This window comes from Streptomyces sp. NPDC048623 (genome assembly GCF_040650755.1).
Taxonomy (GTDB): domain Bacteria; phylum Actinomycetota; class Actinomycetes; order Streptomycetales; family Streptomycetaceae; genus Streptomyces.
The window spans coordinates 111,351-137,531 of the sequence record NZ_JBEZHV010000004.1 but is presented as its reverse complement, the minus strand read 5'-3'; the positions used below and the strand labels follow the sequence as shown (position 1 = coordinate 137,531).

General features: G+C 72.5%; 24 protein-coding genes. 15 read left to right on the top strand and 9 right to left on the bottom strand.

The window, feature by feature from the left end:
• The first annotated feature begins 99 nt into the window (after positions 1 to 99).
• Together AB0C73_RS07750 and AB0C73_RS07745 are read left to right on the top strand one after the other, a co-directional pair.
• Complete coding sequence (locus AB0C73_RS07750; RefSeq protein WP_362525893.1) at positions 100 to 1,899, top strand: ABC transporter ATP-binding protein; 1,800 nt, start codon at positions 100 to 102, stop codon at positions 1,897 to 1,899.
• Positions 1,896 to 3,677, top strand: coding sequence for an ABC transporter ATP-binding protein (locus AB0C73_RS07745; RefSeq protein WP_362525891.1), 1,782 nt, complete (start codon positions 1,896 to 1,898; stop codon positions 3,675 to 3,677). The genes AB0C73_RS07750 and AB0C73_RS07745 overlap by 4 nt, the downstream gene beginning before the upstream one ends.
• 81 nt (positions 3,678 to 3,758) lie before the next feature.
• Here AB0C73_RS07745 and AB0C73_RS07740 read toward each other — a convergent pair whose 3' ends face one another.
• Positions 3,759 to 4,550, bottom strand: coding sequence for a metal-dependent hydrolase (locus AB0C73_RS07740; RefSeq protein WP_362525888.1), 792 nt, complete (start codon positions 4,548 to 4,550; stop codon positions 3,759 to 3,761).
• A gap of 116 nt (positions 4,551 to 4,666) precedes the next feature.
• Between AB0C73_RS07740 and AB0C73_RS07735 the strand changes: the two genes are divergently transcribed.
• Positions 4,667 to 7,240, top strand: coding sequence for a DUF3516 domain-containing protein (locus AB0C73_RS07735; RefSeq protein WP_362525886.1), 2,574 nt, complete (start codon positions 4,667 to 4,669; stop codon positions 7,238 to 7,240).
• Between the two features lie 63 nt (positions 7,241 to 7,303).
• Positions 7,304 to 8,167, top strand: a complete 864-nt coding sequence (locus tag AB0C73_RS07730) for an acyl-CoA thioesterase II (protein WP_362525883.1) — start codon at positions 7,304 to 7,306, stop codon at positions 8,165 to 8,167.
• Positions 8,168 to 8,245: 78 nt separating this feature from the next.
• Here the strand turns inward: AB0C73_RS07730 and AB0C73_RS07725 are convergent, their stop codons facing one another.
• Together AB0C73_RS07725 and AB0C73_RS07720 are read right to left on the bottom strand one after the other, a co-directional pair.
• Positions 8,246 to 8,908, bottom strand: a complete 663-nt coding sequence (locus AB0C73_RS07725; RefSeq protein ID WP_362525881.1) for a response regulator transcription factor — start codon at positions 8,906 to 8,908, stop codon at positions 8,246 to 8,248.
• On the bottom strand, positions 8,883 to 10,055 hold the full coding sequence (locus AB0C73_RS07720) for a histidine kinase (RefSeq protein WP_362525879.1): 1,173 nt from the start codon (positions 10,053 to 10,055) through the stop codon (positions 8,883 to 8,885). Before AB0C73_RS07720 ends, AB0C73_RS07725 begins: the two co-directional genes overlap by 26 nt.
• A gap of 175 nt (positions 10,056 to 10,230) precedes the next feature.
• On the opposite strand from AB0C73_RS07720, the gene AB0C73_RS07715 reads away from it, so the two are divergent.
• A complete protein-coding gene (locus tag AB0C73_RS07715; RefSeq protein ID WP_362525876.1) occupies positions 10,231 to 12,498 on the top strand; it encodes an MMPL family transporter in 2,268 nt (755 codons plus the stop codon).
• Here the strand turns inward: AB0C73_RS07715 and AB0C73_RS07710 are convergent.
• Positions 12,495 to 12,704, bottom strand: a complete 210-nt coding sequence (locus tag AB0C73_RS07710; protein WP_362525874.1) for a DUF6011 domain-containing protein — start codon at positions 12,702 to 12,704, stop codon at positions 12,495 to 12,497. The genes AB0C73_RS07715 and AB0C73_RS07710 overlap by 4 nt on opposite strands.
• 40 nt (positions 12,705 to 12,744) lie before the next feature.
• On the opposite strand from AB0C73_RS07710, the gene AB0C73_RS07705 reads away from it, so the two are divergent.
• The 3 genes from AB0C73_RS07705 to AB0C73_RS07695 all read left to right on the top strand — a co-directional run bounded on the left by AB0C73_RS07705 (position 12,745) and on the right by AB0C73_RS07695 (position 14,740).
• Positions 12,745 to 13,227 (top strand): glutathione peroxidase, encoded by a 483-nt coding sequence (locus AB0C73_RS07705; RefSeq protein WP_362525871.1) that lies wholly within the window; start codon positions 12,745 to 12,747, stop codon positions 13,225 to 13,227.
• Positions 13,220 to 14,005, top strand: coding sequence for a putative protein N(5)-glutamine methyltransferase (locus AB0C73_RS07700; RefSeq protein ID WP_362525869.1), 786 nt, complete (start codon positions 13,220 to 13,222; stop codon positions 14,003 to 14,005). The genes AB0C73_RS07705 and AB0C73_RS07700 overlap by 8 nt, the downstream gene beginning before the upstream one ends.
• A 243-nt stretch (positions 14,006 to 14,248) precedes the next feature.
• Positions 14,249 to 14,740, top strand: a complete 492-nt coding sequence (locus AB0C73_RS07695) for a VOC family protein (RefSeq protein WP_362525866.1) — start codon at positions 14,249 to 14,251, stop codon at positions 14,738 to 14,740.
• A gap of 58 nt (positions 14,741 to 14,798) precedes the next feature.
• Here the strand turns inward: AB0C73_RS07695 and AB0C73_RS07690 are convergent, their stop codons facing one another.
• The gene (locus AB0C73_RS07690) at positions 14,799 to 16,031 is read right to left on the bottom strand and encodes an acyl-CoA dehydrogenase family protein (RefSeq protein WP_362525864.1); all 1,233 of its coding nucleotides are present in this window, start codon (positions 16,029 to 16,031) and stop codon (positions 14,799 to 14,801) included.
• A 174-nt stretch (positions 16,032 to 16,205) separates the two neighbouring features.
• Between AB0C73_RS07690 and AB0C73_RS07685 the strand changes: the two genes are divergently transcribed.
• On the top strand, positions 16,206 to 16,856 hold the full coding sequence (locus AB0C73_RS07685) for a TetR family transcriptional regulator (protein WP_362525862.1): 651 nt from the start codon (positions 16,206 to 16,208) through the stop codon (positions 16,854 to 16,856).
• 184 nt (positions 16,857 to 17,040) lie between these two features.
• Here AB0C73_RS07685 and def read toward each other — a convergent pair whose 3' ends face one another.
• Positions 17,041 to 17,601, bottom strand: coding sequence for a peptide deformylase (gene def / locus AB0C73_RS07680; RefSeq protein WP_362525859.1), 561 nt, complete (start codon positions 17,599 to 17,601; stop codon positions 17,041 to 17,043).
• A gap of 114 nt (positions 17,602 to 17,715) precedes the next feature.
• Here def and AB0C73_RS07675 point away from each other — a divergent pair, with 114 nt between their 5' ends.
• The 5 genes from AB0C73_RS07675 (at position 17,716) to AB0C73_RS07655 (ending at position 22,389) form a co-directional block, all read left to right on the top strand.
• A complete protein-coding gene (locus AB0C73_RS07675) occupies positions 17,716 to 18,963 on the top strand; it encodes a MurT ligase domain-containing protein (RefSeq protein ID WP_362525857.1) in 1,248 nt (415 codons plus the stop codon).
• Positions 18,964 to 19,000: 37 nt separating this feature from the next.
• Positions 19,001 to 19,729: a glutamine amidotransferase gene (locus AB0C73_RS07670; protein ID WP_362525854.1), complete on the top strand. Its 729-nt coding sequence runs from the start codon at positions 19,001 to 19,003 to the stop codon at positions 19,727 to 19,729.
• A gap of 177 nt (positions 19,730 to 19,906) precedes the next feature.
• Entirely contained in the window at positions 19,907 to 20,932 is a 1,026-nt protein-coding gene (locus AB0C73_RS07665; RefSeq protein WP_362525853.1) for a 6-phosphofructokinase, read from the top strand.
• A 173-nt stretch (positions 20,933 to 21,105) separates the two neighbouring features.
• Positions 21,106 to 22,056 (top strand): cytochrome c oxidase assembly protein, encoded by a 951-nt coding sequence (locus AB0C73_RS07660; protein ID WP_362525850.1) that lies wholly within the window; start codon positions 21,106 to 21,108, stop codon positions 22,054 to 22,056.
• A gap of 123 nt (positions 22,057 to 22,179) precedes the next feature.
• Entirely contained in the window at positions 22,180 to 22,389 is a 210-nt protein-coding gene (locus tag AB0C73_RS07655) for a hypothetical protein (protein WP_362526417.1), read from the top strand.
• Positions 22,390 to 22,441: 52 nt separating this feature from the next.
• On the opposite strand, the gene AB0C73_RS07650 is transcribed toward AB0C73_RS07655, so the two are convergent.
• Entirely contained in the window at positions 22,442 to 23,434 is a 993-nt protein-coding gene (locus tag AB0C73_RS07650; RefSeq protein WP_362525848.1) for a DUF3048 domain-containing protein, read from the bottom strand.
• An 84-nt stretch (positions 23,435 to 23,518) separates the two neighbouring features.
• Here AB0C73_RS07650 and AB0C73_RS07645 point away from each other — a divergent pair, with 84 nt between their 5' ends.
• Entirely contained in the window at positions 23,519 to 24,193 is a 675-nt protein-coding gene (locus tag AB0C73_RS07645) for a lysophospholipid acyltransferase family protein (RefSeq protein WP_362525845.1), read from the top strand.
• 43 nt (positions 24,194 to 24,236) lie between these two features.
• On the opposite strand, the gene AB0C73_RS07640 is transcribed toward AB0C73_RS07645, so the two are convergent.
• Complete coding sequence (locus AB0C73_RS07640; RefSeq protein WP_362525843.1) at positions 24,237 to 24,899, bottom strand: response regulator transcription factor; 663 nt, start codon at positions 24,897 to 24,899, stop codon at positions 24,237 to 24,239.
• Positions 24,896 to 26,170 carry a histidine kinase gene (locus tag AB0C73_RS07635; RefSeq protein WP_362525840.1) on the bottom strand — a complete coding sequence of 425 codons (1,275 nt, stop codon included), beginning with the start codon at positions 26,168 to 26,170 and terminating at the stop codon, positions 24,896 to 24,898. Before AB0C73_RS07635 ends, AB0C73_RS07640 begins: the two co-directional genes overlap by 4 nt.
• Positions 26,171 to 26,181 lie beyond the last annotated feature (11 nt).

The window sequence follows — 26,181 nt, the reverse complement described above, 5'->3', positions numbered from 1 at the left end:
TCGCACATGCCGGAAAACCGATTGCCGCGGGCGGCGCGCAGCGCAAGCCTTGAGGTCGGTCCGGGGTGCCGAAGGCCCCGTCGTATCCCTTGGGGCACCATGCAGATCAAAGACCTTCCGTATGCCGACCCGGGAGTGCCGGACGTCCGCTCGGGCTTCCGCTTCCTCCTCTGGCTCGGCCGCAGACAGCTGGGCGGGCAGCTGAAGTGCCTGTTCTGGGGCCTGCTGCTGCAGCTCGGCATCGCCGGGCTCCCCCTGGGCGTCGGTGTCTCGGTGCAGGCGGTGGTGGACCGCGACGGCGGCTGGCTCGTCCTCGGCCTCGGGCTGCTCGTCGGCTGCGGACTGGCCATCGCGGCGGGCGACACGATGGTGCACCGGGTGGCCGTGACCAACTGGATCACCGCCGCCGCCCGCGTCCAGCAACTGCTCGCCCGCAAGGCCGCGGAGCTCGGCTCCGTGCTGACCCGCCGGGTCGCGGCGGGCGAGGTGGTGGCCGTGTCCACCGGCGACGTGGAGAAGATCGGCTGGTTCGTCGAGGCCTTGTCCCGCTTCGCGTCCTCCGCCGTCGCGCTCGCCGCGGTCTGCGTCGGGCTCGTGCTGTACCAGCCGGAGCTCGGCCCGCTCGTCGCACTCGCCGTCCCCGTGCTCGCCCTCGCCGCGCTGCCGCTGCTCCCCCGGGCCACCCGGCGGGCCAACGAGCAGCGCGGGAAGGCCGGCCGGGCCACCGAACTGGCCTCGGACACGGTCGCCGGGCTGCGGGTGCTGCGCGGCATCGGCGGCGAGGAGCTGTTCCTCGGGCGCTACCGGGCCGCCTCCCAGGAGGTGCGCCGGGCGGCGGTGCGCAGCGCCCGGATGTGGGCACTGATCGCCGCGCTCCAGGTGCTGCTGCCGGGCCTGCTGCTCCTGGGGGTCGTGGTGTACGGCGCGCAGCTGGCCCTCGACCACCGCATCTCGGTGGGTGCCCTTGTCACGGTCTACGGCGCGGTGGCGCTCACCCATCATCCGCTGCGCACCTTCGAGGAGATCGCCATGGCGTACTCCTTCTCGCGCCCGGCCGCGCGGCGCGCCGCCCGGGTGCTCGCCCTGGCCCGTACGACGAGCACGAGCACGGCGGCCCACGAGGTGCCGGACGGCGATCTGTACGACCCGGTGACCGGGGTGCGGGCGCCGGCCGGGGAGTTCACGGCGGTGGTGTGCGGCGACCCGGACGCGGCCGGCCGGCTCGCGGACCGGCTCGGCGGACATCCGGCGGAGCCGGGCGAGGGGCACTCCTCGGTGCTGCTCGGCGGGATCGCGCTCGACTCGCTGCCGCTGGACACCGCGCGGGCCGCCGTCCTCGTCCAGGACAAGGACCCGGTGCTGCTGTCCGGCACGCTCGCGGAGCTGCTCGACGTACCGGCCTCCGGCAAGGTGGCGGCGGCCGAGGCCCTGGACGCGGCCCGCTGCGGGGACGTGCTCGACGCGCTCGCGCAGGCCTCCGTGGACACCGGCGGCGACCCGATGCGGACCCGGATCACCGAGCGCGGCCGGTCGCTGTCCGGCGGCCAGCGGCAGCGCCTGGCCCTGGCCCGTTCGCTGGTCACCGACCCGCCGGTGCTGGTCCTCGACGAGCCGACCTCGGCGGTCGACGCGCACACCGAGGCCCGGGTGGCGGCCGGGATCAAGCGGCTGCGGACCGGGCGGACCACCGTGGTCCTCGCCTCCTCGCCGCTGCTGCTCGACCTCGCCGACCGGGTGGTCCTGGTCGACGGCGGCACGGCGGCCGCCGTCGGCACCCACCGTGAACTGCTCGCCGCCGAGCCGCGCTACCGGGCCGTGGTGACCCGCGAGACGGAGGCGGAGCCCGCCCTCGACGGCGACCTCGTCCCCCTCGGCGAACTGGAAGGAGAGAGCGCATGATCCGCGTGGCGCCGCCCGCGTACGACCCGGCCGCGCCCCGGTCGGCCACCACCCTGCCGGTCGCCGGAGCGGTCACCGTCCGCGGCTACGTACGGGAGCTGCTGCGCCGCCACCGGCGCGCGTTCGCCGTGCTCGTCGCGGTCAACGCGATCGCCGTGACCGCCTCGATGGCCGGACCGTATCTGCTCGGTTCGGCCGTGGACGCGCTCACCACCGGGTCCCGCGAGCTCCATCTGGAGCGCACCGCCGCCCTGTTCGCGCTCGCGCTGCTCGTCCAGACGGTCTTCGTACGGCTCGTCCGGCTGCGCGGTGCGATGCTCGGCGAGGAGATGCTGGCCGATCTGCGCGAGGACTTCCTGGTGCGCTCGGTGGCACTGCCGCCGGGCGTCCTGGAGCGGGCCGGCACCGGCGACCTGCTGTCCCGGATCACCACGGACATCGACCGGCTCGCCAACGCGATGCGCGAGGCGGTGCCGCAGCTCGTCATCGGCGTGGTGTGGGCGGGGCTGCTGATCGCCGGTGTGGCCGTCACCGCGCCGCCGCTGGCGCTCGCGCTCGTCCTCGCCGCGCCGTTGCTGATCGCCGGCTGCCGCTGGTACTTCCGGCGCGCGCCCGCCGCGTACCGCTCGGAGGCCGCCGGGTACGCGGCCGTGGCCGCCGCTCTCGCGGAGACCGTGGACGCGGGCCGCACGGTCGAGGCGCACCGCCTCGGCCGGCGCCGGATCGAGCTGTCGGACCGCCGCGTCCACGAGTGGACCCGATGGGAGCGCTACACCCTGTATCTGCGCTCCGTGCTCTTCCCGGTCGTCACCCTCACCCACACCGTGATCATCACCGGGGTGCTCGCGATCGGCGGGTTCCTGGTCTTCCGGGGATGGATGGACGTGGGGCAGCTGACCACGGGCGCGCTGCTCGCGCAGATGCTGGTCGACCCGATCGGGATCGTGCTGCGCTGGTACGACGAGCTCCAGGTCGCCCAGGTGTCGCTGGCCCGTCTGGTGGGCGTGCGCGAGATCGAGCCCGCGGCGGGCGAGCAGTCCGTACGGCCCGAGGGGCGCGCGGTGCGGGCGGACGAGGTGCGCTTCGGCTACCGGGAGGGCGTGGACGTGCTGCACCGGGTGTCGCTGGACGTCGCCCCGGGCACCCGGCTCGCTCTGGTCGGTCCGTCCGGCGCCGGGAAGTCGACGCTCGGCCGGCTGCTCGCGGGCGTGTACGCGCCGCGGGCCGGCCGGGTCACCCTCGGCTCCGCCGAGCTGGCCCGGATGCCCGCCGAGCGGGTCCGCGAGCATGTCGCCCTGGTCAACCAGGAGCACCACGTCTTCGTGGGCTCGCTCCGGGACAATCTGCTGCTCGCCCGGGCGGGCGCCGAGGACACCGAGCTGTGGGCGGCGCTCACGGCGGTCGACGCGGAGGGCTGGGCGCGGGCGCTCGACGCGGGCCTGGACACCGGGGTCGGCTCGGGCGGCCATACGCTCACCCCGGCCCAGGCCCAGCAGGTGGCGCTGGCCCGCCTCGTCCTCGCCGACCCGCACACCCTGGTCCTGGACGAGGCGACCTCGCTCCTCGACCCGCGCGCGGCCCGGCACCTGGAGCGTTCCCTGGCCCGGGTCCTGGACGGCCGCACGGTCGTGGCGATCGCGCACCGGCTGCACACGGCGCACGACGCCGATCTCATCGCGGTGGTCGAGGACGGCCGGATCAGCGAGCTGGGCAGCCATGACGAGCTGGTGGCGGCGGACGGGGCGTACGCGGCGCTCTGGCGCTCCTGGCACGGCTGAGGCGGCCGCGACAGCCGCGCCCGCGCCCGTACGGCGAAGGGGCCGCACCGGACGATCCGGTGCGGCCCCTTTCCCGTACAGCTAGAAGAAGCCGAGTGCCGAGGCTCCCCCGACGCCGCCCAGCACCATGAAGACCGGCATGAGGACCTTCAGCTCGACCCAGCTGCCGGCCCGGAAGCGCATGCCCTTGGGCGGGCCGATCGGGTACCAGCGCTTGCGGCCGACCGGGATGGGCCACAGGATCGGGCAGCCGGAGACGGTCAGGGCGTCGCCGATGTCGTGGACGAGGGCGCCCAGGACGATCGGCAGCCCCAGCCACAGGTACTCCTGGCCCGGCTCGGTGAACAGCCAGTCGGCGCCGTTGCCCGGCTGGTCGAGGACCCCGGCGAGGATCCAGGCGCTGGTGGCGCCGAGCAGCCACACCAGGACGTCGCTGGACATCCGGGCGGCCCGCCACAGCAGGCCCTCGACCGCGAGGACCAGGTGCACGAAGAGGATCGCCAGGACCGCCCAGCGGCCGCCGGTGATGGCCGCGACCGAGCAGCCGCCGCCGATCAGGACCGCCCACACCCAGGTGTGGGTGAGGGTGCGGTGCCCGCCGGAGCGCCGCGGGTCGGCGGTGGAGCGGGTCCCCTTGTAGACGGCGTACGACAGCTTGTCGACGATCTCGCACAGCCAGCGGGAGACCGGCCCGAAGGCACGCGAGATGGTCGCCGCCTTGTGGTCGAGGTCGGGGGCCAGGGCCGCGCCCGCGCAGATGAGCGCGCCGACGACGAGAACCGGCCAGGGCATCGGGTGGTCGAAGGCTGCCGCGGCCGCCCCGACCCCCAGCCAGGCCGCCGCTCCGGACAGCGAGTGCGCCGGTCCCATCATGGTCGTTCCCCGCCCCATCTCTCGCGATTTCCCGCGATTCCCCGTGCGCCGGCGCCCAGTTGACGGCCGGTCGGTGCGCCGGCCGCTCGGCCGGTCGACGGGTCACCCTATCCTCCGTGATCTTCGTCCTGATGGCCGGTTCCCTCATCCGAGCGGAATCCAGGCAAGATGGGGTCGTGACCCTTATCGATCAGCTGCCGCCGACCGCCGACCCCGACGCCCTCTTCGAGGCCTTCTCCTCATGGGCGGAGGGCCGGGGCATCACGCTCTACCCGGCCCAGGAGGAGGCGCTGATCGAGGTGGTCTCCGGGGCCAACGTGATCCTCTCGACCCCCACCGGCTCCGGAAAGTCCCTTGTCGCGGCGGGTGCGCACTTCACGGCCCTGGCCAATGACCAGGTCACCTTCTACACCGCGCCGATCAAGGCGCTGGTGTCGGAGAAGTTCTTCGACCTGTGCAAGATCTTCGGCACGGAGAACGTCGGCATGCTGACCGGCGACGCGTCCGTGAACGCGGACGCGCCGGTGATCTGCTGCACCGCCGAGGTGCTCGCCTCGATCGCGCTGCGCGACGGCAAGGACGCCGACATCGGCCAGGTCGTGATGGACGAGTTCCACTTCTACGCGGAACAGGACCGCGGCTGGGCCTGGCAGATCCCGCTCCTGGAACTCCCGCAGGCCCAGTTCGTCCTCATGTCGGCGACGCTCGGCGACGTGTCGATGTTCGAGAAGGACCTGACCCGGCGCACCGGGCGCCCGACCTCGGTGGTCCGCTCGGCGACCCGGCCGGTGCCGCTGTCGTACGAGTACCGGCTCACGCCCATCACGGACACCCTCACCGAGCTGCTCCAGACGAAGCAGGCGCCGGTGTACATCGTCCACTTCACGCAGGCGCAGGCGGTGGAGCGCGCCCAGTCGCTGATGAGCATCAACATGTGCTCGCGCGAGGAGAAGGACGCCATCGCCGAGATGATCGGCAACTTCCGCTTCACCACGAAGTTCGGCAAGAACCTCTCGCGTTACGTCCGGCACGGCATCGGCGTGCACCACGCCGGCATGCTGCCGAAGTACCGGCGTCTGGTGGAGAAGCTGGCTCAGGCGGGTCTGCTGAAGGTCATCTGCGGTACGGACACCCTGGGTGTCGGCGTCAACGTGCCGATCCGCACGGTGCTGTTCACGGCGCTGACCAAGTACGACGGCAACCGGGTGCGGACACTGCGGGCCCGTGAGTTCCACCAGATCGCGGGCCGGGCCGGCCGGGCCGGCTTCGACACCGCCGGTTTCGTGGTGGCGCAGGCGCCCGAGCACGTCATCGAGAACGAGAAGGCGCTCGCCAAGGCCGGCGACGACCCGAAGAAGCGCCGCAAGGTGGTCCGCAAGAAGGCCCCGGAGGGCTTCGTCGCCTGGACCGAGAACAGCTTCGAGAAGCTGATCGCCGCCGAGCCCGAGCCGCTGACCTCCCGCTTCCGGGTCACCCACACCATGCTGCTCTCGGTGATCGCCCGGCCCGGCAACGCCTTCGAGGCGATGCGCAAGCTCCTGGAGGACAACCACGAGCCGCGCCGGAACCAGCTGAAGCACATCCGCCGGGCCATCGCGATCTACCGCTCGCTGCTGGACGGCGGTGTGGTGGAGCAGCTCGACACCCCGGACGCCGAGGGGCGCACGATCCGGCTGACCGTCGACCTCCAGCAGGACTTCGCGCTCAACCAGCCGCTCTCGACCTTCGCGCTCGCCGCGTTCGACCTGCTCGACCCGGAGTCCCCCTCGTACGCGCTCGACATGGTCTCGGTCGTCGAGTCGACGCTCGACGACCCGCGCCAGATCCTGCACGCCCAGCAGAACAAGGCGCGCGGCGAGGCGATCGGTGCGATGAAGGCCGACGGCGTCGAGTACGAGGAGCGGATGGAGCGGCTCCAGGAGGTCACGTACCCGAAGCCGCTCGAAGAGCTGCTCTGGCACGCGTACAACGTCTACCGGAAGTCGCACCCGTGGGTCGGCGACCACCCGGTGTCGCCGAAGTCCGTCATCCGCGACATGTACGAACGGGCGCTCTCCTTCACGGAGTTCACCTCCTTCTACGAGCTGGCGCGCACCGAGGGCATCGTCCTTCGCTACCTCGCGAGCGCGTACAAGGCGCTGGACCACACCATCCCGGACGACCTGAAGACGGAGGACCTGGAGGATCTGATCGCCTGGCTCGGCGAGATGGTGCGCCAGGTGGACTCCTCGCTGCTCGACGAGTGGGAGCAGCTGGCCAACCCCGACGTGGAGACGGCCGAGGAGGCGCAGGAGAAGGCCGACCAGGTCAAGCCGGTCACGGCGAACGCCCGCGCCTTCCGGGTGCTCGTGCGCAACGCGATGTTCCGGCGGGTGGAGCTGGCGGCGCTCGACAACGTGGACGAGCTGGGCGAGCTGGACGGCGAGGCCGGCTGGGACGCGGACGCGTGGGGCGAGGCCATGGACGCGTACTGGGACGAGTACGACGACCTCGGTACGGGTCCGGACGCGCGCGGCCCGAAGCTGCTCGCCATCGAGGAGGACGCGGCGCACGGCGTCTGGCGCGTCCGGCAGACCTTCGCCGACCCGAACGGCGACCATGACTGGGGCATCAGCGCGGAGGTGGACCTGGCGGCCTCGGACGAGGAGGGCCGGGCGATCGTGCGGGTGACCTCGGTCGGCCAGCTGTAGACGCCCGTAGACGCCTGAAGACGGTCTGTAGACACCCGTAGACGTTCCTGGAGGAGGACCAAGGTGACCAACCCCGCCGAGAGGCTGGTGGATCTGCTCGATCTGGAGCGGATCGAGGTGAACATCTTCCGCGGCCGCAGCCCGCAGGAGTCGTTGCAGCGGGTCTTCGGCGGGCAGGTGGCCGGCCAGGCCCTGGTGGCGGCCGGGCGCACCGTGGACGGCGAGCGCCCGGTGCACTCGCTGCACGCCTACTTCCTGCGGCCCGGCCGGCCGGGCGTGCCGATCGTCTACCAGGTGGAGCGGGTGCGCGACGGGCGTTCCTTCACCACCCGCCGGGTCACGGCGGTCCAGGAGGGCCGGACGATCTTCAATCTGACGGCCTCCTTCCACCTCCCCGAGGAGGGTGCCTTCGAGCACCAGCTCCCGCCGCGGCACCTGGTGGACCCGGAGAGCCTGCCGAAGCTCGCGGACGAGGTCCGCGACCACCTCGGGGGGCTGCCGGAGGCCCTGGAGCGGATGGCACGGCGCATGCCCTTCGACATCCGCTACGTGGACCGCCTGCGCTGGACGAAGGAGGAGGTCACGGGCGCGGACCCGCGCAGCGCTGTCTGGATGCGCGCGGTGGGCCCGCTGGGCGACGACCCGCTGGTCCACACCTGCGCGCTCACCTACGCCTCCGACATGACGCTCCTGGACGCGGTCCGGATCCCCGTCGAGCCGCTCTGGGGCCCGCGTGGCTTCGACCTGGCCTCGCTCGACCACGCGATGTGGTTCCACCGCCCGTTCCGGGCGGACGAATGGTTCCTGTACGACCAGGAGTCGCCGATCGCGACGGGTGGGCGCGGTCTGGCGCGCGGCCGGATCTACGACCGCGAGGGGCGACTGCTGGTGTCGGTGGTGCAGGAGGGGCTGTTCCGGAAGCTGTAGCGCTTTCCAGGGCGCGTTGTCGTGTCGGGTTCGGTGCACTGATGTCCGGGCGGGGACTCATGGGACACGGCACCCGGCTCAGGTTCCGGGGAGGATACGGCGCGTTTCGTAGGCCCACATCGCGATCTCGACCCGGTTGCGGGCGCCGAGTTTGGCCATCAGGCTGGCCAGATGCGTCTTCACCGTGCTGAGGCTGATGTGCAGTGCATCGGCGATCTCGGTGTTGGTCAGCCCGCGAGCGACGGCGAGGAGCACCTGCTCCTCGCGGGCGGTGACGGGGGACACCGGCTGGGCCACGGGCCGGCCGGCGGGCAGGTCGGCGAACGCCTGGAGCAGACGGACGGTGACGCTGGGCGCGATGAGCGCCTCACCGTCGGACGCCGACCGTACGGCCTGCGCCAGAAGGTCCGGTCCCGTGTCCTTGAGGAGGAATCCGCGGGCGCCGGCCCGCAGTGAGCCGTAGACGTACTCGTCGAGGTCGAACGTGGTGATGACGACCACGGCCAGCGGGTCGGCGACGCCCGGGCCGGCGATCAGCCGGGTGGCCTCCAGCCCGTCGAGTACGGGCATGCGGATGTCGAACAGGCAGACGTCGGGGCGCAGTTCACGGGCCAGGCGTACCGCTTCCCGTCCGTCGGCGGCCTCGCCGACCACCTCGATGCCGGGCTGGGCGTTCAGCATGATCCGCAACCCGGTGCGGATGATCGCCTGGTCGTCAGCGACGAGGACGCGAATGGACACCGCTCTCGCTCCTCGCTCTCGGCAGTTCGGCGTCGACATGCCAGCCCCGGTCGGTACCCGGGCCGGCTCGTAGTGTGCCGCCGAGCAGCGTCGCGCGCTCGCGCAGTCCGGTAAGTCCGTATCCGTCGCGACCCCGCCCGGTGCGCCGGCCGTTGTCGCGCACGCTCACCCGTACCGTGTGCCGTTCCGCGGCGACCCGGACGACGAGTTCGGTCGCGTCGACCGCATGGCGCAGCGCGTTGGTCACCGACTCCTGCACGATCCGGTAGACGGCCGCGTCCACGGCCGGGGGCAGCGCGTCCAGCTCGCCGTCGAGCCCCAGGTCGACCCTGAGGCGACCACCCGGGGTACGCACCAGGCGCTCCAGATCCGCGACACCGGCAGGCGGCGCCAGCTCGGCGCCGACCCCGCGGTCGCGCAGCGCGGCGACCATGGCGCGCATTTCCTCCAGCGTGCGCGCCCCTTCCTCCTCGACCCCCTCCAGCGCCTCGACGGCGGCGGACGGGTCGGTGCCCGCGAGCACCCGGCCCGCCTGGGCGATGATCACCATGGCCGACACGTGGTGGGCCACCGTGTCGTGCAGTTCCCGGGCGAGCTGCTCGCGCTCGCGGGAGCGCAGCTGCTCCAACTGCCGCTCGCGAGCGGTCACCCGGAACCGCACGGCAGCCCCGACCACGCCGGGCAGCAGCAGGAAGACGAAGCCCACGGCCTTTTCGACGACCGGGGTCCCGTCCGTGACGACACACAGCGCGCCGACCGCGAGGATCACCGCGCCGCCCAGCACGATCTCGCGTCCCGATCCCCACCGGGGCAGCGCGTACACCAGCACGAGCACGACCGTGCCGGTGTACAGGCCGACGGGCTCGCGCGGTGCGGCGACGAGCGAGGCCACCGGAAGCAGGAGCACCGAGCCGAACGCCAGCGTCACCGTCGCCAGCGGGCGGGTCCGGCGCCACAGGGTCAGCAGGCACAGCCATACGGCGAACACCACCGCCACCGGCCGCCACACGACGTTCTCGCGCAGGGTGGCCTCCAGCGCCACACCGGCAAGGCCCGCGGCGAGCAGCGCCCAGTCCCGCCACACCCGGGCGGGCGCGTCGGGCGGCCGGGGTTCGGTCCACAGGGTTCGCAGGTCGTCTCGGAGCACGGTTCTCAGCCTAGGGACCGCGGCGTGCCGCGCATCGGCCGAAAGGACGGGGCCTCACTCCGACTTGGGGCCGACGGATCCGCGGCCCGCGGGCCGATGCCGCGGAGCGCCGTGGCGACGAGCCTCGGCATCGGCGGCCGTACAAGGACGGCCGACGAGGTGGTTGGAGGACCCGATGCTCTCGAAAGCCCTGTTGCGCCTGGGCGCAGGCGCCGCCCGCCGTCCCTGGCGGGTGATCGCGGCATGGCTGATCGCCGCCACGCTCGCCGTCCTCGCCGCGATCGCCTTCGGTGGGCGGACCGCGGACTCGATGACCGCTCCGGGACTGGACTCCCGACGGGCCGCGGAACTGATCGAGCGGGCCGGCACCGGCCAGGAGGGGATGACCGCCCACGTGGTCGTCACCCCCCTCGACGGCGGTGCGACGTTCTTCGACCACGGCAGCGCGCGCACCGCTCTCACGCGGCTGCAGACCGAGGTGCAGCGGCTGCCGCACGTGCTCGGCACGAGCGACCCGGCGGGGGCACTCGACGCAGGCGGGGACACCACCGTGCGCCGCGGCCTCGTCTCGGCCGACGGGCGGATCGCGGTCGTCCGGGTGCAGTACCCCGACCAGAGCCGGCTGTCGGCCGAAGACCTCGACGCCCTCGTCGATCTCGGCGACCGGCTGCGCGCCGAACTGCCCCTGCGCATCGAGATGGGCGGGAACCTCTTCTACGCCTTCTCCGACCCCGACGGCGGCGCGAGCGAGTTGACCGGCCTCCTCGCCGCGGCCGCGATCCTGTTCCTGGCGTTCGGTTCGCTCGTCGCCGCCGCGCTGCCGATCGGCATGGCGGTCTTCGGGCTGACCGTCGGGGTGGCCACGATGACGGTACTGGCGGGGGTGACGGAGGTCCCCACCTTCGCGCCGGTCCTGGGCAGCATGGTCGGGCTCGGAGTGGGCATCGACTACGCGCTGTTCGTGCTCGCCAGGCACCGGGAGTACCTCGCGCGCGGGCTCGATCCGCACGAGGCGGCCGGACGAGCCGTGGCCACGGCCGGGCGGCCGGTGGTCTTCGCCGGCGGCACCGTCGTCGTGTCGATCCTCGGTCTGGCGGTCGCGAACGTGCCGTTCATGACGGTGGGCGGGCTTGCCGTCTCGATCGTCGTCCTGACGATGGTGCTCGCGTCGGTGACGCTGCTGCCGGCCTTCCTCGGCGCGGCCGGCCCGCGGCTGGGCCGGGCCGGCCGGATCGGCCGGATCGGCCGGATCGGCCGGATCGGTCGGGCACTTCAGGCCGGGCGGTCGGGCCGACTCGCACGGCGGCGGGACCCGGCGGCGGGCGCCGTCCCCGCCGCCGGGTGGCGTCGCTGGATCGGGCACGTCGGCCGGCACCCGGTGCCGTACGCGGTCGGCGCGGCGGGGCTGCTGCTGACCGCGACGCTGCCCGTGCTCGGTCTGCGCGTCGGCCTGCCCGACGACGGGTCATTGCCGCAGAGCCGTACCGAGCGCCGCGCCTACGACCTCGTCGCCGAGGGGTTCGGCCCGGGCACCAACGGTCCCCTCGTCATCGCCGCGGACCCCGCCGGTGATCCGGGAGTGCTGGACCGGCTCGTCACGACGGTCGCGGCGGATCCGGGCATCGCGTCCGTCGCGCCGACGCACATCGATCGGGCCACCGGCATCGCGACCCTCGTGGTGTTCCCGACCACCAGCCCTCAGGACAAGGCCACGGCCGACACCATCGTCCGGCTGCGCACCGAGGTGCTGCCCGCGGCGATCGGGCACGGCCCGGCCAGGGCGCATGTCGGCGGGGCCGCCGCGAGCCTGTCCGACGTGGGGCGACGCACCAGCGAACGCCTGCCGGTGTTCGTCGCCGCCGTGCTGGCGATGTCGTTCCTGCTGCTGACGCTGGTCTTCCGCTCGGTCGTCGTACCGCTCAAGGCGGTGCTGCTGAACCTGCTGAGCATCGGCGCGGCCTACGGCATCATGGTCGCGGTCTTCCAGTGGGGCTGGGGAGGCGCACTCATCGGGCTGGAAGCGACGGTTCCGATCGTGTCGTTCATCCCGATGTTCCTCTTCGCCATCCTGTTCGGCCTGTCGATGGACTACGAGGTGTTCCTCCTCTCCCGCGTACGCGAGGAGTACCTGCGCACCGGCGACAACGGCACGGCGATCGTCGAGGGCGTCTCGGGCACCGCCCGGATCATCACCTCGGCCGCCCTCATCATGGTGGCGGTCTTCCTGTCCTTCGCCGTCGCCGAGGACCCCTCCACCAAGATGTTCGGGCTCGGCCTGGCCACCGCGATCTTCGTCGACGCCACGGTCGTCCGCATGGTGCTGGTACCGGCGACCATGACACTCCTCGGCCGGGCCAACTGGTGGCTGCCGAAGCGGCTGGACCGGATGCTTCCCCGCGGCCCGGTCGGTGGTGGACGGTCGACCGGGCTATACGCGCCCTAGACGCCGGGGAGGGTGTCCTGGTCCACCTCGTGGCGGCGGGTGCGGATGTCCGGGCCCGGTGGGTGCAGTTTGGCGTCGCAGGACGGGCCCAGGCCGGTGCGGCGGGACTCCGGGCCGGTCAGGGGGCGGCCGCAGAGGCGGCACCGGACCGGGTGCGGCGCCCTGGGGGCGGAATCGATGTCGATTGCCAGTGGTTCGTCTCCCATGCTGAGATCAAACCCCATCGGTGTGACAAGGGAGCCTTCCATGAGCCTTTACGACATCCCGCTGACGACGCTGACCGGTGATCCGGTCTCGCTCGCCGCCTACCGCGACAAGGCCGTCCTGGTGGTGAACGTGGCCTCCAAGTGCGGTCTCACGCCGCAGTACGCGGGCCTTGAGCGGCTGCAGAAGCAGTACGCGGAGCGCGGGTTCACCGTGCTCGGCGTGCCGTGCAACCAGTTCGCGGGGCAGGAGCCGGGCAGCGCGGAGGAGATCGAGACCTTCTGCTCGACGACGTACGGCGTGTCCTTCCCGCTCCTGGAGAAGACGGACGTCAACGGTGCCGGGCGGCACCCGCTCTACGCCGAGCTGACGCGGGTCGCGGACGCCGAGGGCGAGGCCGGTGACGTGCAGTGGAACTTCGAGAAGTTCCTGATCGGCCGGGACGGCGCGGTGTCGCGGTTCCGTCCGCGCACCGAGCCGGAGGCCCCGGAGCTGGTCGCGGCGATCGAGGCGCAGCTTGTCTGACCTCGGGGTGGTGAAGCGGCTGCGGGCCGCGGGCTGTGTCTTCGCCGAGGAGGAGGCGGAGCTGCTGCGCGCGGCGGCGGCCGGTCCGGCCGAACTCGACGTGATGGTCGAGCGGCGGGCCGCGGGCCTGCCCCTCGAACACGTCGTGGGCTGGGCCGAGTTCGGGGGTCTGCGGATCGAGGTCGACGGCGGGGTGTTCGTCCCGCGCCGGCGTACGGAGTTCCTGGTCGAACAGGCGGTGGCGCTGGCCCGGCCGGGCGCCCTCTGCGTCGACCTGTGCTGCGGCTCCGGCGCGGCGGGCGCGGTGCTGCTCGCGTCCGTCGAGGGCGCCGAGGTGCACGCCGCCGACATCGAACCGGCGGCGGTGCGGTGCGCACGCCGCAACATCGAGCCGCGCGGCGGCCTGGTGTACGAGGGCGATCTCTTCGAGCCGCTGCCGGCGGCGCTGCGCGGCCGGATCGAGGTCCTCGTCGCCAATGTGCCGTACGTGCCGAGCGACGACGTGGCCCTGCTCCCGCCCGAGGCCCGCGACCACGAGCCCCTGGTCGCCCTGGACGGCGGCCCGGACGGCCTGGACGTGCTCCGCCGGGTGGCCGCGGGGGCGGCCGAGTGGCTGGCCCCGGCCGGCCATCTGCTCTTCGAGACGAGCGAACGTCAGACGGAGCGGGCGGTGGCGGCGGTCACCGCGCACGGTCTGACGGCCCGGGTCCTGGAGGACGAGGACCGCTGGGCCACGGTGGTGGTGGCGACGCGCGACCAGGGCGTGTGTCGAAAGTAGCGTCGTCCGCCCGCAGGGCGGGCGGGGAGGCGTCCGGTGCATGGGGCCTCCCCAGGCCCGCCAGGGCCGAGGGGAAGGTCGCAAGGCGGAGGGAGGAGAGCGCAGCGTGCTGCGCCGACGACTGACAACGCGGCGAGCGTGCGTGCAGGGCGCCTCCCCGCAGGCGGGACTTTCGACACACGCCCTGGCAGGGCGGTCCGCCCGGGACGAGCCGTTGTCAGTGCCGTCTGCGAGTCTGCCCTCATGGACTCAGGACAGGACTCAGTACAGGACGCGCCGGAGCTCGTCCTGCAGATCACGATCGACTGCGCGGAGCCGCGCCGGCTCGTGCCCTTCTGGGCCGAGGCGCTGCGGTACGTGCCGGAGCCGCCGCCGGAAGGGCATCCGAGCTGGTCGGCGTACTGGCGGGCGACCGGTGTGCCCGAGGAGGAACTCGGGGACGGCGCGGGCGAGTTGCCCGAGTCGATCGTGGACCCGAAGGGCGTCGGCCCGCGGGTCTGGTTCCAGCAGGTCCCGGAGCCGAAGACGGTGAAGAACCGGCTGCACCTCGATCTGAAGGTGGGCGGGGGCCGTGCGATACCCCTGGCTGTCCGCCGGGCCCGGGTGGACGCGGAGGTGGCGCGGCTGACCGCGCTCGGCGCGTCGGTCCTGTACGCGATGGACGAGCCGCACGGGATGGACTACTACGCGGTGGTGCTCCGGGACCCGGAGGGCAACGAGTTCTGCGTCGTGTGAGCCCTCCGGGCCCGGGCGGCCCGGGGCCTGGACTCCCCGGGGGCCGGTGTGCCGCGGGTCAGCGGATCGGCATGCCGGAGAGGGTGCGGGCGATGACCAGGCGCTGGATCTCGCTCGTGCCCTCGAAGATGGTGTAAATGGCCGCGTCGCGGTGCATCCGCTCGACCGGGTACTCGCGGGTGTAGCCGTTGCCGCCGAGGATCTGGATCGCCTGGGCGGTGACCTTCTTGGCGACCTCGCTCGCGTACAGCTTGGACATCGAGCCCTCGGCGGAGGTGAAGGGCTTGCCGGCGACGGCCATCCAGGAGGCGCGCCAGACGAGCAGGCGGGCGGCGTCGATCTGGGTGCGCATGTCGGCGAGCTGGAAGGCGACGCCCTGGTTGTCGATGATCGGGCGGCCGAACTGCACGCGCGTCTTCGCGTAGTCGAGGGCGACCTCGTACGCGGCGCGGGCGGTGCCGACGGCCATCGCGCCGACGGCCGGGCGGGAGGCCTCGAAGGTGGCCATGGCGGCGTTCTTCACGCGCTCGCCGTTGCCGGCCTGCTTCGCCTTCTCGCGGGCCCGGGCGAGGCGCTCGTCGAGCTTCTCCTTGCCGCCGAGGAGGCAGTGGCCGGGGACGCGGACGTTCTCCAGGACGACCTCGGCGGTGTGCGAGGCGCGGATGCCGTGCTTCTGGAACTTCTGGCCCTGGGAGAGGCCGGGGGTGTTCGGCGGCACGATGAAGGAGGCGTGGCCCTTGGAGCCGAGCTCGGGGTCGACGACGGCGACCACGACATGCACGTTGGCGATGCCGCCGTTGGTGGCCCAGGTCTTGGTGCCGTTGAGCACCCACTCGTCCTTGGCCTCGTCGTAGACGGCGCGGGTGCGCATGGAGGCGACATCGGAGCCGGCGTCGGGCTCGGAGGAGCAGAAGGCGGCGACCTTGACGTCGCCGGCGTCGCCGTACATCTGCGGGACCCAGGTGCCGATCTGCTCCTCGGTGCCGTTGGCGAGGACGCCGACGGCGGCGAGGCCGGTACCGACGATGGACAGGGCGATGCCGGCGTCGCCCCAGAAGAGCTCCTCCATGGTCATCGGGATGCCGAGACCGGTCGGGTCGAAGAACTGCTGCGCGTAGAAGTCGAGGGAGTAGATTCCGAGCTTGGCGGCTTCCTGGATGATCGGCCAGGGAGTCTCCTCGCGCTCGTCCCACTCGGCGGCCGCGGGGCGCATCACGTCCGCGGCGAAGCCGTGGAGCCAGTCGCGCACCTGCTTCTGGTCGTCGTTGAGTTCGAGCGAGAACTCGGCCATGATCCCTCCCAGCGGTATGTTACTTGCGGTAACACCATCTTGTTACCGACGGGTAGCGACTGTCAACCAGCAGCGGAGTGGTTCCTGACAAGCATCGCCCGATCGGCACCGGGTGCCACTCGGGTGTTACGTTTCGACAGCCTCAGGAATTCGTACGGGCGGGGAGACACGCTGATGACCACCACACACCGGAGCACCACCGACCAGCAGAAGCCGGCCGACCAGCGGCGGCGGGAACTGCTGGAGGCGGCGGACCGCGTGGTGCTCCGCGACGGCCCGCAGGCCTCGATGAACGCGATCGCCGCCGAGGCGGGGATCACCAAGCCGATCCTGTACCGGCACTTCGGCGACAAGGGCGGGCTCTACCGGGCGCTCGCCACCCGCCACACCGACGCGCTGCTCGCGGCCCTGCGGGCCGCGCTCGACGCCCCGGCGGAGCGGCGGCAGCGGGTCGAGTCCACGCTCGACACGTATCTCGCCTCCATCGAGGCCATGCCGCAGGTCTACCGCTTCCTCATGCACCCGGCCGAGGAGCCGCACACCTCCGAGCAGGGCTTCGACGTCGGCCGGCACTCCGCGCCGCTGCTGCGCCGCATGGGCGAGGAGCTCGGCCAGGTCATCGCCGAACGCATCGACCTCGGCCCGGGCGGCGAGGCCCAGGCCCGCATCTGGGGCCACGGCATCGTCGGCATGATGCACGCGGCCGGCGACTGGTGGCTCGGCGAACGCCCCTGCTCCCGCGCGGAGTTGGTCCGCAGCCTGGCGGACATCCTGTGGGGCCGCCTGGCCCAGGCCGACGACCGCGCCGACGGGCCCGGCTTTTAGAGGGGCTCGGTTCTCCTCCGGGCCGCTTCAGCCGGGCTCACAGCGCCGTACGTGCTCGCCTCCCTCGTACCTCGGGAGGCTGCGCGCGTTCGTCACTGTTCCCCCGGCCGCGTCCCTTCGGCTCACTCGCCGAGTCCCTCGGGGCACCCGAAACATGGCCCGGCAAGGACGCCGGGCGGCCCCCTCAGCCTTCCAGCACCCCCACGCCACTCCCCCACGGCTCCTTCCGGATCGCCCGCAGCAGTTTCCGGCGCGACCAGCCCGTCACCAGGTCCGCGTACACGCCGCCCTCCAGGTGGTCGCACTCGTGCTGGAGGCAGCGGGCGAAGAAGCCGGTGCCCTCGACGCGGACCGGGGTGCCGTCGGCGCGGACGCCCTCGACGACCGCACGGTCGTAGCGCGGGGTCGGGGCCTCCAGGCCCGGCAGGGACAGACAGCCCTCGGGGCCGCGGAACACGTCGCCGTCGGCCTCGACGAGCCGCGGGTTCACCACATGGCCCAGGTGCCGTACGTCCTCGTCGTCCGGGCAGTCGTAGACGAAGACCCGCAGCCCCTCACCCACCTGGTTGGCGGCGAGGCCGACGCCGTTCGCCGCGTACATCGTCGCGAACATGTCCTCGACGAGCCGCGCCAGCTCCGGGCCGAAGTCGGTCACGGGCGCGCAGGGGGTGTGCAGGACCGGGTCGCCGAGCAGGGTGAGTGCTCGGACGCGGCCGGAACTGCCGGGGATCAACCGGTTTCGCATGGGCGCAAGGGTACGTTCAGGGGTCGACATGGCAGGTCGGCGGTGCCACGGTTCGGGCTGTCGGCCGGATCTCGATAGGCTGAGCCCGGACCGACGCAAGGAGGAACAGGGACGATGGCAGGGAACGCCGCTAATCCAGAGCCGCTGTCGGCGCGCGCCAAGCTCGCCGTGACCGCGGGCAAGGCAGCCGCCGCGGTGTCGCGCGCGGCCGGCCGCGGCAGCGGATCGGTGATCGGCGGCCGGGTGGCGCTCAGGCTCGACCCCGATCTGCTGGGACAGCTCGCGCAGCACCTCGATGTCGTGCTCGTCTCGGCGACCAACGGCAAGACCACCACGACGCGCCTCATCGCAGAGGCCCTGCGGGCCGCGGGCCCGGTCGTGTCGAACGCACTCGGCGCCAACATGCCCGCGGGCATCACCTCGGCCCTGGCCGGCGGCTCGGAGTCCAAGTACGCCGTGATCGAGGTCGACGAGAAGTACCTGGCCGGCGTCGCGCGGGACACCTCGCCCAAGGCGATCGCGCTGCTCAACCTCTCGCGCGACCAGCTCGACCGCGCCGCCGAGACCCGGATGCTCGCCGAGAAGTGGCGCGAGGGGCTCAACGGCAGCAAGGCCGTGATCATCGCCAACGCCGACGACCCGCTGATCGTCTGGGCCGCGTCCTCCTCCCCCAACGTCGTGTGGGTGGCCGTCGGCCAGGAGTGGAAGGACGACGCCTGGTCCTGCCCGGCCTGCGGCGGTGTGCTGCAGCGCCCCGGCGACGACTGGTTCTGCGGCGAGTGCGGCTTCCGCCGCCCCGCGCCGAGCTGGGCGCTCAACGGCGACCACGTGCTCGACCCGCACGGCTCGGCCTGGCCGATCCGGCTCCAGCTGCCCGGCCGCGCCAACAAGGCCAACGCCGCCACCTCGGCCGCGGTCGCCGCGGTGTTCGGGGTGCCGCCGCAGGTCGCCCTGGAGCGCATGTACCAGGTGCAGGCCGTGGCCGGCCGCTACGACGTGGTCACCTTCCAGGGCCGCGAGCTGCGGCTGCTGCTCGCGAAGAACCCGGCGGGCTGGCTCGAAACGTTTTCCCTGATCGACCAGCCGCCGGCCCCGGTGATCCTCTCCGTCAACGCCCGCGGCGCCGACGGCACCGACACCTCGTGGCTGTGGGACGTGGACTACGGGCGGCTCGCCGGCCACCCGATCATGGTGATCGGCGACCGCAAGCTGGACCTGGCGGTCCGCCTGGAGGTCGCGGGCGTGGACTTCCGCGTGTGCGAGACCCTCGACGAGGCCGTCACACTGGCCCCGCCCGGCCAGATCGAGCTCATCGCCAACTACACCGCCTTCCAGGACGTCCGCCGCCGTGTGGGCAACTGACCCCGGCCCCGCCACGACTCGCAGAAGGACTTCGAGCATGAGTGACAGCAGCCTGCGGGTGGTCTGGGTCTACCCGGACCTCCTCAGCACCTACGGCGACCAGGGCAACGTCCTCGTCGTCGAGCGCCGCGCCCGCCAGCGCCGGCTCAGTGTCGAGCGCGTCGACGTGCGCAGCGACCAGCCCGTCCCGACCTCCGGTGACATCTACCTGATCGGTGGCGGCGAGGACCGCCCGCAGCGGCTCGCGGCCGAGCGGCTGCGCCGCGACGGCGGTCTGAGCCGGGCGGCGTCCAACGGCGCGATCATCTTCTCGGTGTGCGCCGGGTACCAGATCCTGGGCCACGAGTTCATCAACGACCTGGGCGAGCGCGAGCCGGGCCTCGGCCTGCTCGACGTCACCACGGTGCGCGGCGAGGGCGCCCGCTGCGTGGGCGACGTGCTCGCGGACATCGACCCGAACCTGGGCCTGCCCCAGCTGACGGGCTTCGAGAACCACCAGGGCGTGACCCGGCTCGGCCCGACCGCCCGCCCGTTCGCGCGCACCGTGTACGGCAACGGCAACGGCACGGGCGACGGCACCGAGGGCGCGTACAACGACACCGTCTTCGGCACGTACATGCACGGCCCGGTGATGGCGCGGAACCCGCAGATCGCGGACCTGCTCCTGAAGCTGGCGCTCGACGTCAACGCGCTGCCGCCGACGGACGACCGCTGGTACGAGGCGCTGCGCGCCGAGCGCATCGCGGCGGCCTCGCAGCCCGCCTGACGGCCCGTCGCACCGCACGTCTGAGCGTGCCCCCGCACATTGGATTCGTAAGTCAATACGGTGTCCAATCTGCGGACATCCGGTTCGGCCCCGCCACCTTCCACCGATAGGGTGGCGGGGATCCCAGCCGGACGACGTGGTCCGGGAGTCGGCCCACGTAGCAAAGGTTTTCGGGCTATGCGCATTGGTGTGCTCACCTCCGGCGGAGACTGCCCCGGTCTGAACGCTGTCATCCGGTCCGTCGTGCACCGCGCCGTCGTCGACCACGGTGACGAGGTCATCGGTTTCCTCGACGGCTGGAAGGGCCTCCTGGAGGCGGACTACCGGAAGCTGGACCTGGACGCGGTGGGCGGCATCCTCGCCCGCGGCGGCACCATCCTCGGCTCCTCCCGGGTCCAGCCCGCGCACCTCGTCGACGGGGTCGAGCGCGCGAAGGGCCATGTCGCCGACCTCGGCCTCGACGCGATCATCCCGATCGGCGGCGAGGGCACGCTCAAGGCGGCGAACCTGCTCTCCGAGGCCGGGCTGCCGATCGTGGGCGTCCCGAAGACCATCGACAACGACATCGCCTCCACCGACGTCACCTTCGGCTTCGACACCGCCGTGACCGTCGCCACCGAGGCCCTGGACCGGCTGAAGACCACCGCCGAGTCCCACCAGCGCTGCCTCGTCGTCGAGGTGATGGGCCGGCACACCGGCTGGATCGCGCTGCACTCCGGCATGGCGGCCGGCGCTCACGCGATCGTGGTGCCCGAGCGCCCCTTCGACATCGACGAGCTGACCGCCCGGGTCGGCGCCCGTTTCGAGGACGGCAAGCGCTTCGCGATCGTCGTGGTCGCCGAGGGCGCGAAGCCCCGCGAGGGTTCGATGGACTTCAAGACCGCGGGCACCGACATCTACGGCCACGAGCGCTTCACCGGCGTGGCCAACCAGCTCTCCGTCGAGCTGGAGCGGCGCCTCGGCAAGGAGGCCCGCCCGGTGATCCTGGGCCACGTCCAGCGCGGCGGCACCCCGACCGCGTACGACCGGGTCCTCGCGACGCGCTTCGGCTGGCACGCGGTGGAGGCGGTGCACCGCGGCGACTTCGGCATGCTGACCGCGCTGCGCGGCACGGACATCGAGCTGGTCCCGCTGGCGAAGGCCGTGGAGACCCTGAAGACCGTCCCGGCGGACCGCTACGAAGAGGCCGAGAACGTGCTCTGACGGCCCCCGTGGCGGCTCCCCCGGAGGCTCCTCGGAGGGCTCCGTCCACGGCACTCGCCACGGCACCCGCCACGACACCCGCCCCCGGTCGCAGCCGCGATCGGGGGCGGTTCTAGTCTGGTGCGGACAACAAGCGCGACAAGAAGCGCGAATCGGGCTCCAGGAGTAGAAACATGGATCACAGCGGGCACGGCATGCCCATGGATCTGCCGCCGTTCACGCTGGGGCGGGGCCTGGAGTTCTCCCCCGACCTGTTCTTCCTGATCGGCTGCGTCCTCGGACTCGCTCTGTACGGCTGGGCCGTGGTGCGGCTGCGCAGGCGCGGGGACTCCTGGCCGGTCAGCCGCATCGTGTTCTTCACGGTCGGCGTGCTGAGCATCGCCCTCGTGATGTGCACCAAGCTCAACGACTACGGCATGGTCATGTTCAGCGTGCACATGGTGCAGCACATGGTGATCTCCATGCTGTCGCCGATCCTGCTGCTGCTCGGCGCGCCCGTGACGCTGGCGCTGCGCGCGCTGCCGGTGGCCGCCCGTGGCACCAAGGGCCCGCGCGAGCTGCTCCTCATGCTGCTGCACAGCCACTACATGCGGTTCATCACGCACCCGGTCTTCACCATCTCGATGTTCATCGCGAGCCTCTACGCGCTGTACTTCACCTCGCTCTTCGACTTCCTGATGGCCTCGAAGACAGGCCATGTCGCGATGATGATCCACTTCCTCGCGGTGGGCCTGGTGTTCTTCTGGCCGATCATGGGCGTCGACCCGGGCCCGCACCGGCCCGGCTTTGTGATGCGGATGCTGGAGCTGTTCGCGGGCATGCCGTTCCACGCCTTCTTCGGCATCGCGATGATGATGTCCGGCGAGCCGCTGGTGGAGGTGTACCGGAACCCGCCGGTCTCGCTCGGCATCGACGCGCTCGCCGACCAGCACGCGGCGGGCGGCATCGCCTGGGCGTTCAGCGAGATCCCGTCCGTGCTGGTGCTGATCGCCCTGACCTACCAGTGGTACCACTCCGAGCAGCGGCAGGCGGTCCGCAAGGACCGGGCCGCGGACCGGAACGGCGACCGGGAGCTGGAGGCGTACAACGCGTACCTCGCCTCGCTCCAGGCGCGCAGCCGGTAGAGCCGTACTCCACAGGTCGTCGCACTCGGGCGACACAGCGCGCGACGGGCGCACGACAGCGCGTCCGAGATCTGGCGCACGCCCCTCCTCCGGGGTCACGATGGCCTGGAGGAGGGCGGAGCGATGATGTCGGGTCCCACGAAGACGATGACGGCGATCACCGGCGCGGCCCTGGTGCTGATCACGGCCTACACGGTGGCGCTCGGCAGCAGCGGCTGGCTCTGGTTCGGCTGGGTGGTGCTCGGTGTGGCCACCATCGGGATGGCCGCGGCGGACGCCGGCGAGCCGCACGCCCGGCCCGTACCGCCCCGCCGCCCCAAGCCACAGCCCTGACCCCTGTCCGAGCCTTACGTCCGAGCCGGGACGTCCGAGCCGGGACCGGCGCTCAGCCCGTCCCAAGCAGCAGCACCCACACCTGGCCGGGCGCGAAGTTCAGCGGCGCGCCCGCCGGGGTGGTGAACGCGGTCCCCTCGGCGGGGTCGGGCCGGCTCCAGCGGGCCTGGTAGGCGCGCCCGTCGCGCAGCACCTCGGCCGTACCGGAGCCGGTGGTCTCGCTGTACGGGGAGACGGCGCCGAGGAAGTCGTGGAAGCGCGAGGGCCGCACGGTGACGTGCTGCACCACGACCGTGGCCGGGGCCAACGGCCCGTCGGAGCGCCCGTCCATGGCGACCCGCCAGGCCTTCGCGGTGGGCGCCCAGGTGAAGGTGTAACGGGTGGCGGGGAAGCGCACCGTACGGCTGTTCACCGCGGCACCGCCCTCCGGGGCCGGTCCGAAGCGGAAGCCGATGTCCTTGGCGTGGGTGGCGTCCGGCGCGGTGGCGAGCGCCCGCGCGGGCCGCAGATACAGGTTGTGCGGGGCGCTGCGGGCGGGGTCGCGCAGGAAGGCACTGGGCGTGTTGCCCTCGGTGACCAGATGCAGGGGCGCGGCCCGCAGCAGCGGGGTGAGCGCGCTCTGGGCGCCGGAGTAGGCGAGGACCGGGCTGCCGAACTGGCTCAGCAGGGCGAGGTCGGACTCGCGGGCGCTGCGGACCGGGCCGACGAGGTCGGGCAGCCGGGAGGAGTAGACGCCCATCAGACGGGTCTGGCCGGACTCGACCTGTTCGACGTAGACGAGGTCGGCGGCGGTGAGTCCGGTGTGCGGGCGGGCCGGTGGCACGTTGTCGATCTTCACGGCGAGCACGGGTCCGGACTTCGCGGGCAGCCCGGTGAGCGGGGAGGTCCCGGTGGGCGGGGTGGCGGACGCGGGCGGCGGCGTCGGTGTCGGCGAGGGCTCCGACGGGCCCGAGCCGGAGCAGCCGTACAGACCGGCGGCCGTCACCGCGCACAGTACGGCGGTGACGACTGCGCCGGGACGCCGGTGCCCGCGCGCGCCTGTCATCGGTCCCGCTCCTCCCCACCAGTGGACCACGGGCCGCACCTTGGTTACAAAGGGAGTCGCAGCCGCGGAAACAGGGGGTATCCGGTGTTCTACTACGTGCTGAAGTACGTGCTGCTCGGGCCGCTCCTCAGACTCCTGTTCCGGCCGCGGGTGGAGGGTCTGGAGCACGTTCCGGAGGAGGGTGCGGCGATCGTCGCCGGGAACCATCTGTCCTTCTCCGACCACTTCCTGATGCCGGTGGTGCTGAGCCGCCGGATCACGTTCCTCGCCAAGCAGGAGTACTTCACGGGCCCGGGTCTGAAGGGCCGGCTGACGGCGGCGTTCTTCCGCAGCGCGGGCCAGATCCCGGTGGACCGCTCCGGCAAGGAGGCCGGGCAGGCGGCGATCCGCGAGGGCCTCGGGGTGCTCGGCAGGGGCGAACTGCTCGGCATCTACCCGGAGGGCACCCGCTCGCACGACGGGCGCCTCTACAAGGGCAAGGTCGGGGTCGCGGTGATGGCCCTGACGGCCGGGGTGAAGGTGGTCCCGTGCGCGATGGTCGGCACCTTCGAGATCCAGCCGCCGGGCCGGGTGCTGCCGCGGATCCGCCGGGTCACCATCCGCTTCGGCGAGCCGCTGGACTTCTCCCGGTACGCGGGCCTGGCCGGCGAGAAGGCGGCGGTCCGCGCGGTCACCGACGAGATCATGTACGCGATCATGCGCCTGTCGGGGCAGGAGTACGTGGACGAGTACGCGGCGAAGGTGAAGGCGGCCGGGTAACGGGCGTCCGGCGGCCGACCGCCGGACGAACGGGCCCGCGGGCTCAGGGGTAGAGGCCGGCCCGGAAGGTGAACGAGACGAGCTGGGCCCGGTCACGTGCGCCGACCTTCGCCATGGCCCGCACCGCGTGCGTCTTCACGGTGAACGGCGACACGGACATCTGGGCCGCGATCTCGTCGTTGCCCAGACCGCTCGCGACGAGAACGACCACGTCCCGCTCCCTGGGGGTCAGGGCGTCGAAGCGGCGCAGCAGTTCCCGGTCGACGACCGGGGGCGGGCTGTCGGTCATGTGCCCGATGAGCGCGGCCGTCGCGGCGGCGGAGAGCGCACCGCCGCCGCCGACGACCTCGGTGATCCCGGCGACGAGTTCGGCCGGGCTCACGGTCTTGCTCAGGAAGCCGTTGGCACCCGCGCGGAGGGCTGCGAGGACGATGTCGTCCTGGTCGAAGGTGGTCAGCACGATCACCCGCAGCTTCTCGGGCGGGTGCTCCGCGCGGATCCGGCGGGTGGCTTCGACACCGTCGATGCCGGGCATCCGGATGTCCATCAGGACCAGGTCGACGGGGTGCTCCCGAAGGAAGGGGGCGACCTGGAGCCCGTCGGAGAGATCGCCCACGACGACGAGACCCGGGTCGAGCCGGAGCATCGCTCTGATGCCGGCCCTGATCTCCTCCTGGTCGTCGACGATCAGAATGCGCGTGCTCATACGGCGGCTCCCAGGGGGCTGAACTCGGCGTGGACCCGGAATCGCCCGTCGTCGCTCGCGATCGTCAGGCGCCCGTGGGAGGACTCGACGCGTTCGCGCATCCCCACGAGTCCGAGTCCGCTGCCCGAACCGGACCCGGGGCCGGAGCCGGAACCGGAACCCGAACCGGGGCCGGGGCCGGAGCCGCGCGCTGAGCGGCCGACGCGGTTCTCCACGGTGACGCAGATCCTGCCGTCACGCTCGCGCACCTCCACCGTCGCCGCGCCTTCTCCGTGCCGGTAGGCATTGGTGAGTGCCTCCTGGACGACCCGGTAGACCGTCACGCCGACGCTGGGCTCCACGAAGCCGTCGGGGAGGTCGAGGGAGGGCCGGACGTCGAGGCCGATGCTCCTGAAGGAGGCGACCAGGCCTTCCAGGCCGCTGAGCGCCGGGGTCGGCCGGAGCGCCTCGTCGTCGGAGACGTCGTCCCCGAGGCGCAGGAGCGCGAGGATCCGCTGGGTCTCGACGACGACGGTGCGGGCGCTCGACCTGGCCGAGACGAGGGCCTGCCGGGAGGACTCGGCGTCCTCGGGCAGCCCGATCTCCGCGGCACCGAGATGCATGCTCAGCATCGCGACCTGGTGGCCGATGACGTCATGGAGGTCCCGGGCGATGCGGAGCCGTTCCTCGGTCACCCGTCGTACCGCTTCGATCTCGCGGGTGGCGAGGGCGATCTCGGCCCGTTCCTCCAGGGTGAGCCAGTGTTCGCGGTGGATGCGCAGCCCGGCCCCGGTCGCCCCTCCCGCTATGGCGGAGAAGAGCGCGGCGGATCCCACGATCGCGCCGCCGCGGAATCCTCCCAGTGTCATGAACGCGCCCAGGAAGAACCCCGCCACGATGCCGGTCGCGGCCAGCGGCTGCTTCCCCCTGAGGGTGACCGAGAACAGCACGAGGACCGCCATCATCCACACCGACAGGGGGTCGTCGCCCACCGCGGTGACGGCGAAGGACGCCCCGCTCGCCACGACAAGGCCTGCCCACGGCCGCCACCACGAGAGGGCGACACCGCCACCGGCGAGGAGCACGGAGAGGACCGTGGGTCCGTCCGACCCCCGCAGGATCACCGCCACGATCTGGCCGGTGAACACCAGCGCGGCCACCGCGTAGGCGGCGAGGTGCAGCGCCTCGGGGCGGCGGACCCACAGGGGTGCCACGGGCCCGTCCTGGCCGTCCTGCTCCGGGCCGTCCTGCTCCGGGTCGTGCCGCTCCCGCTTGTTCCGTGCCTTGACCATGGTCCGATTCT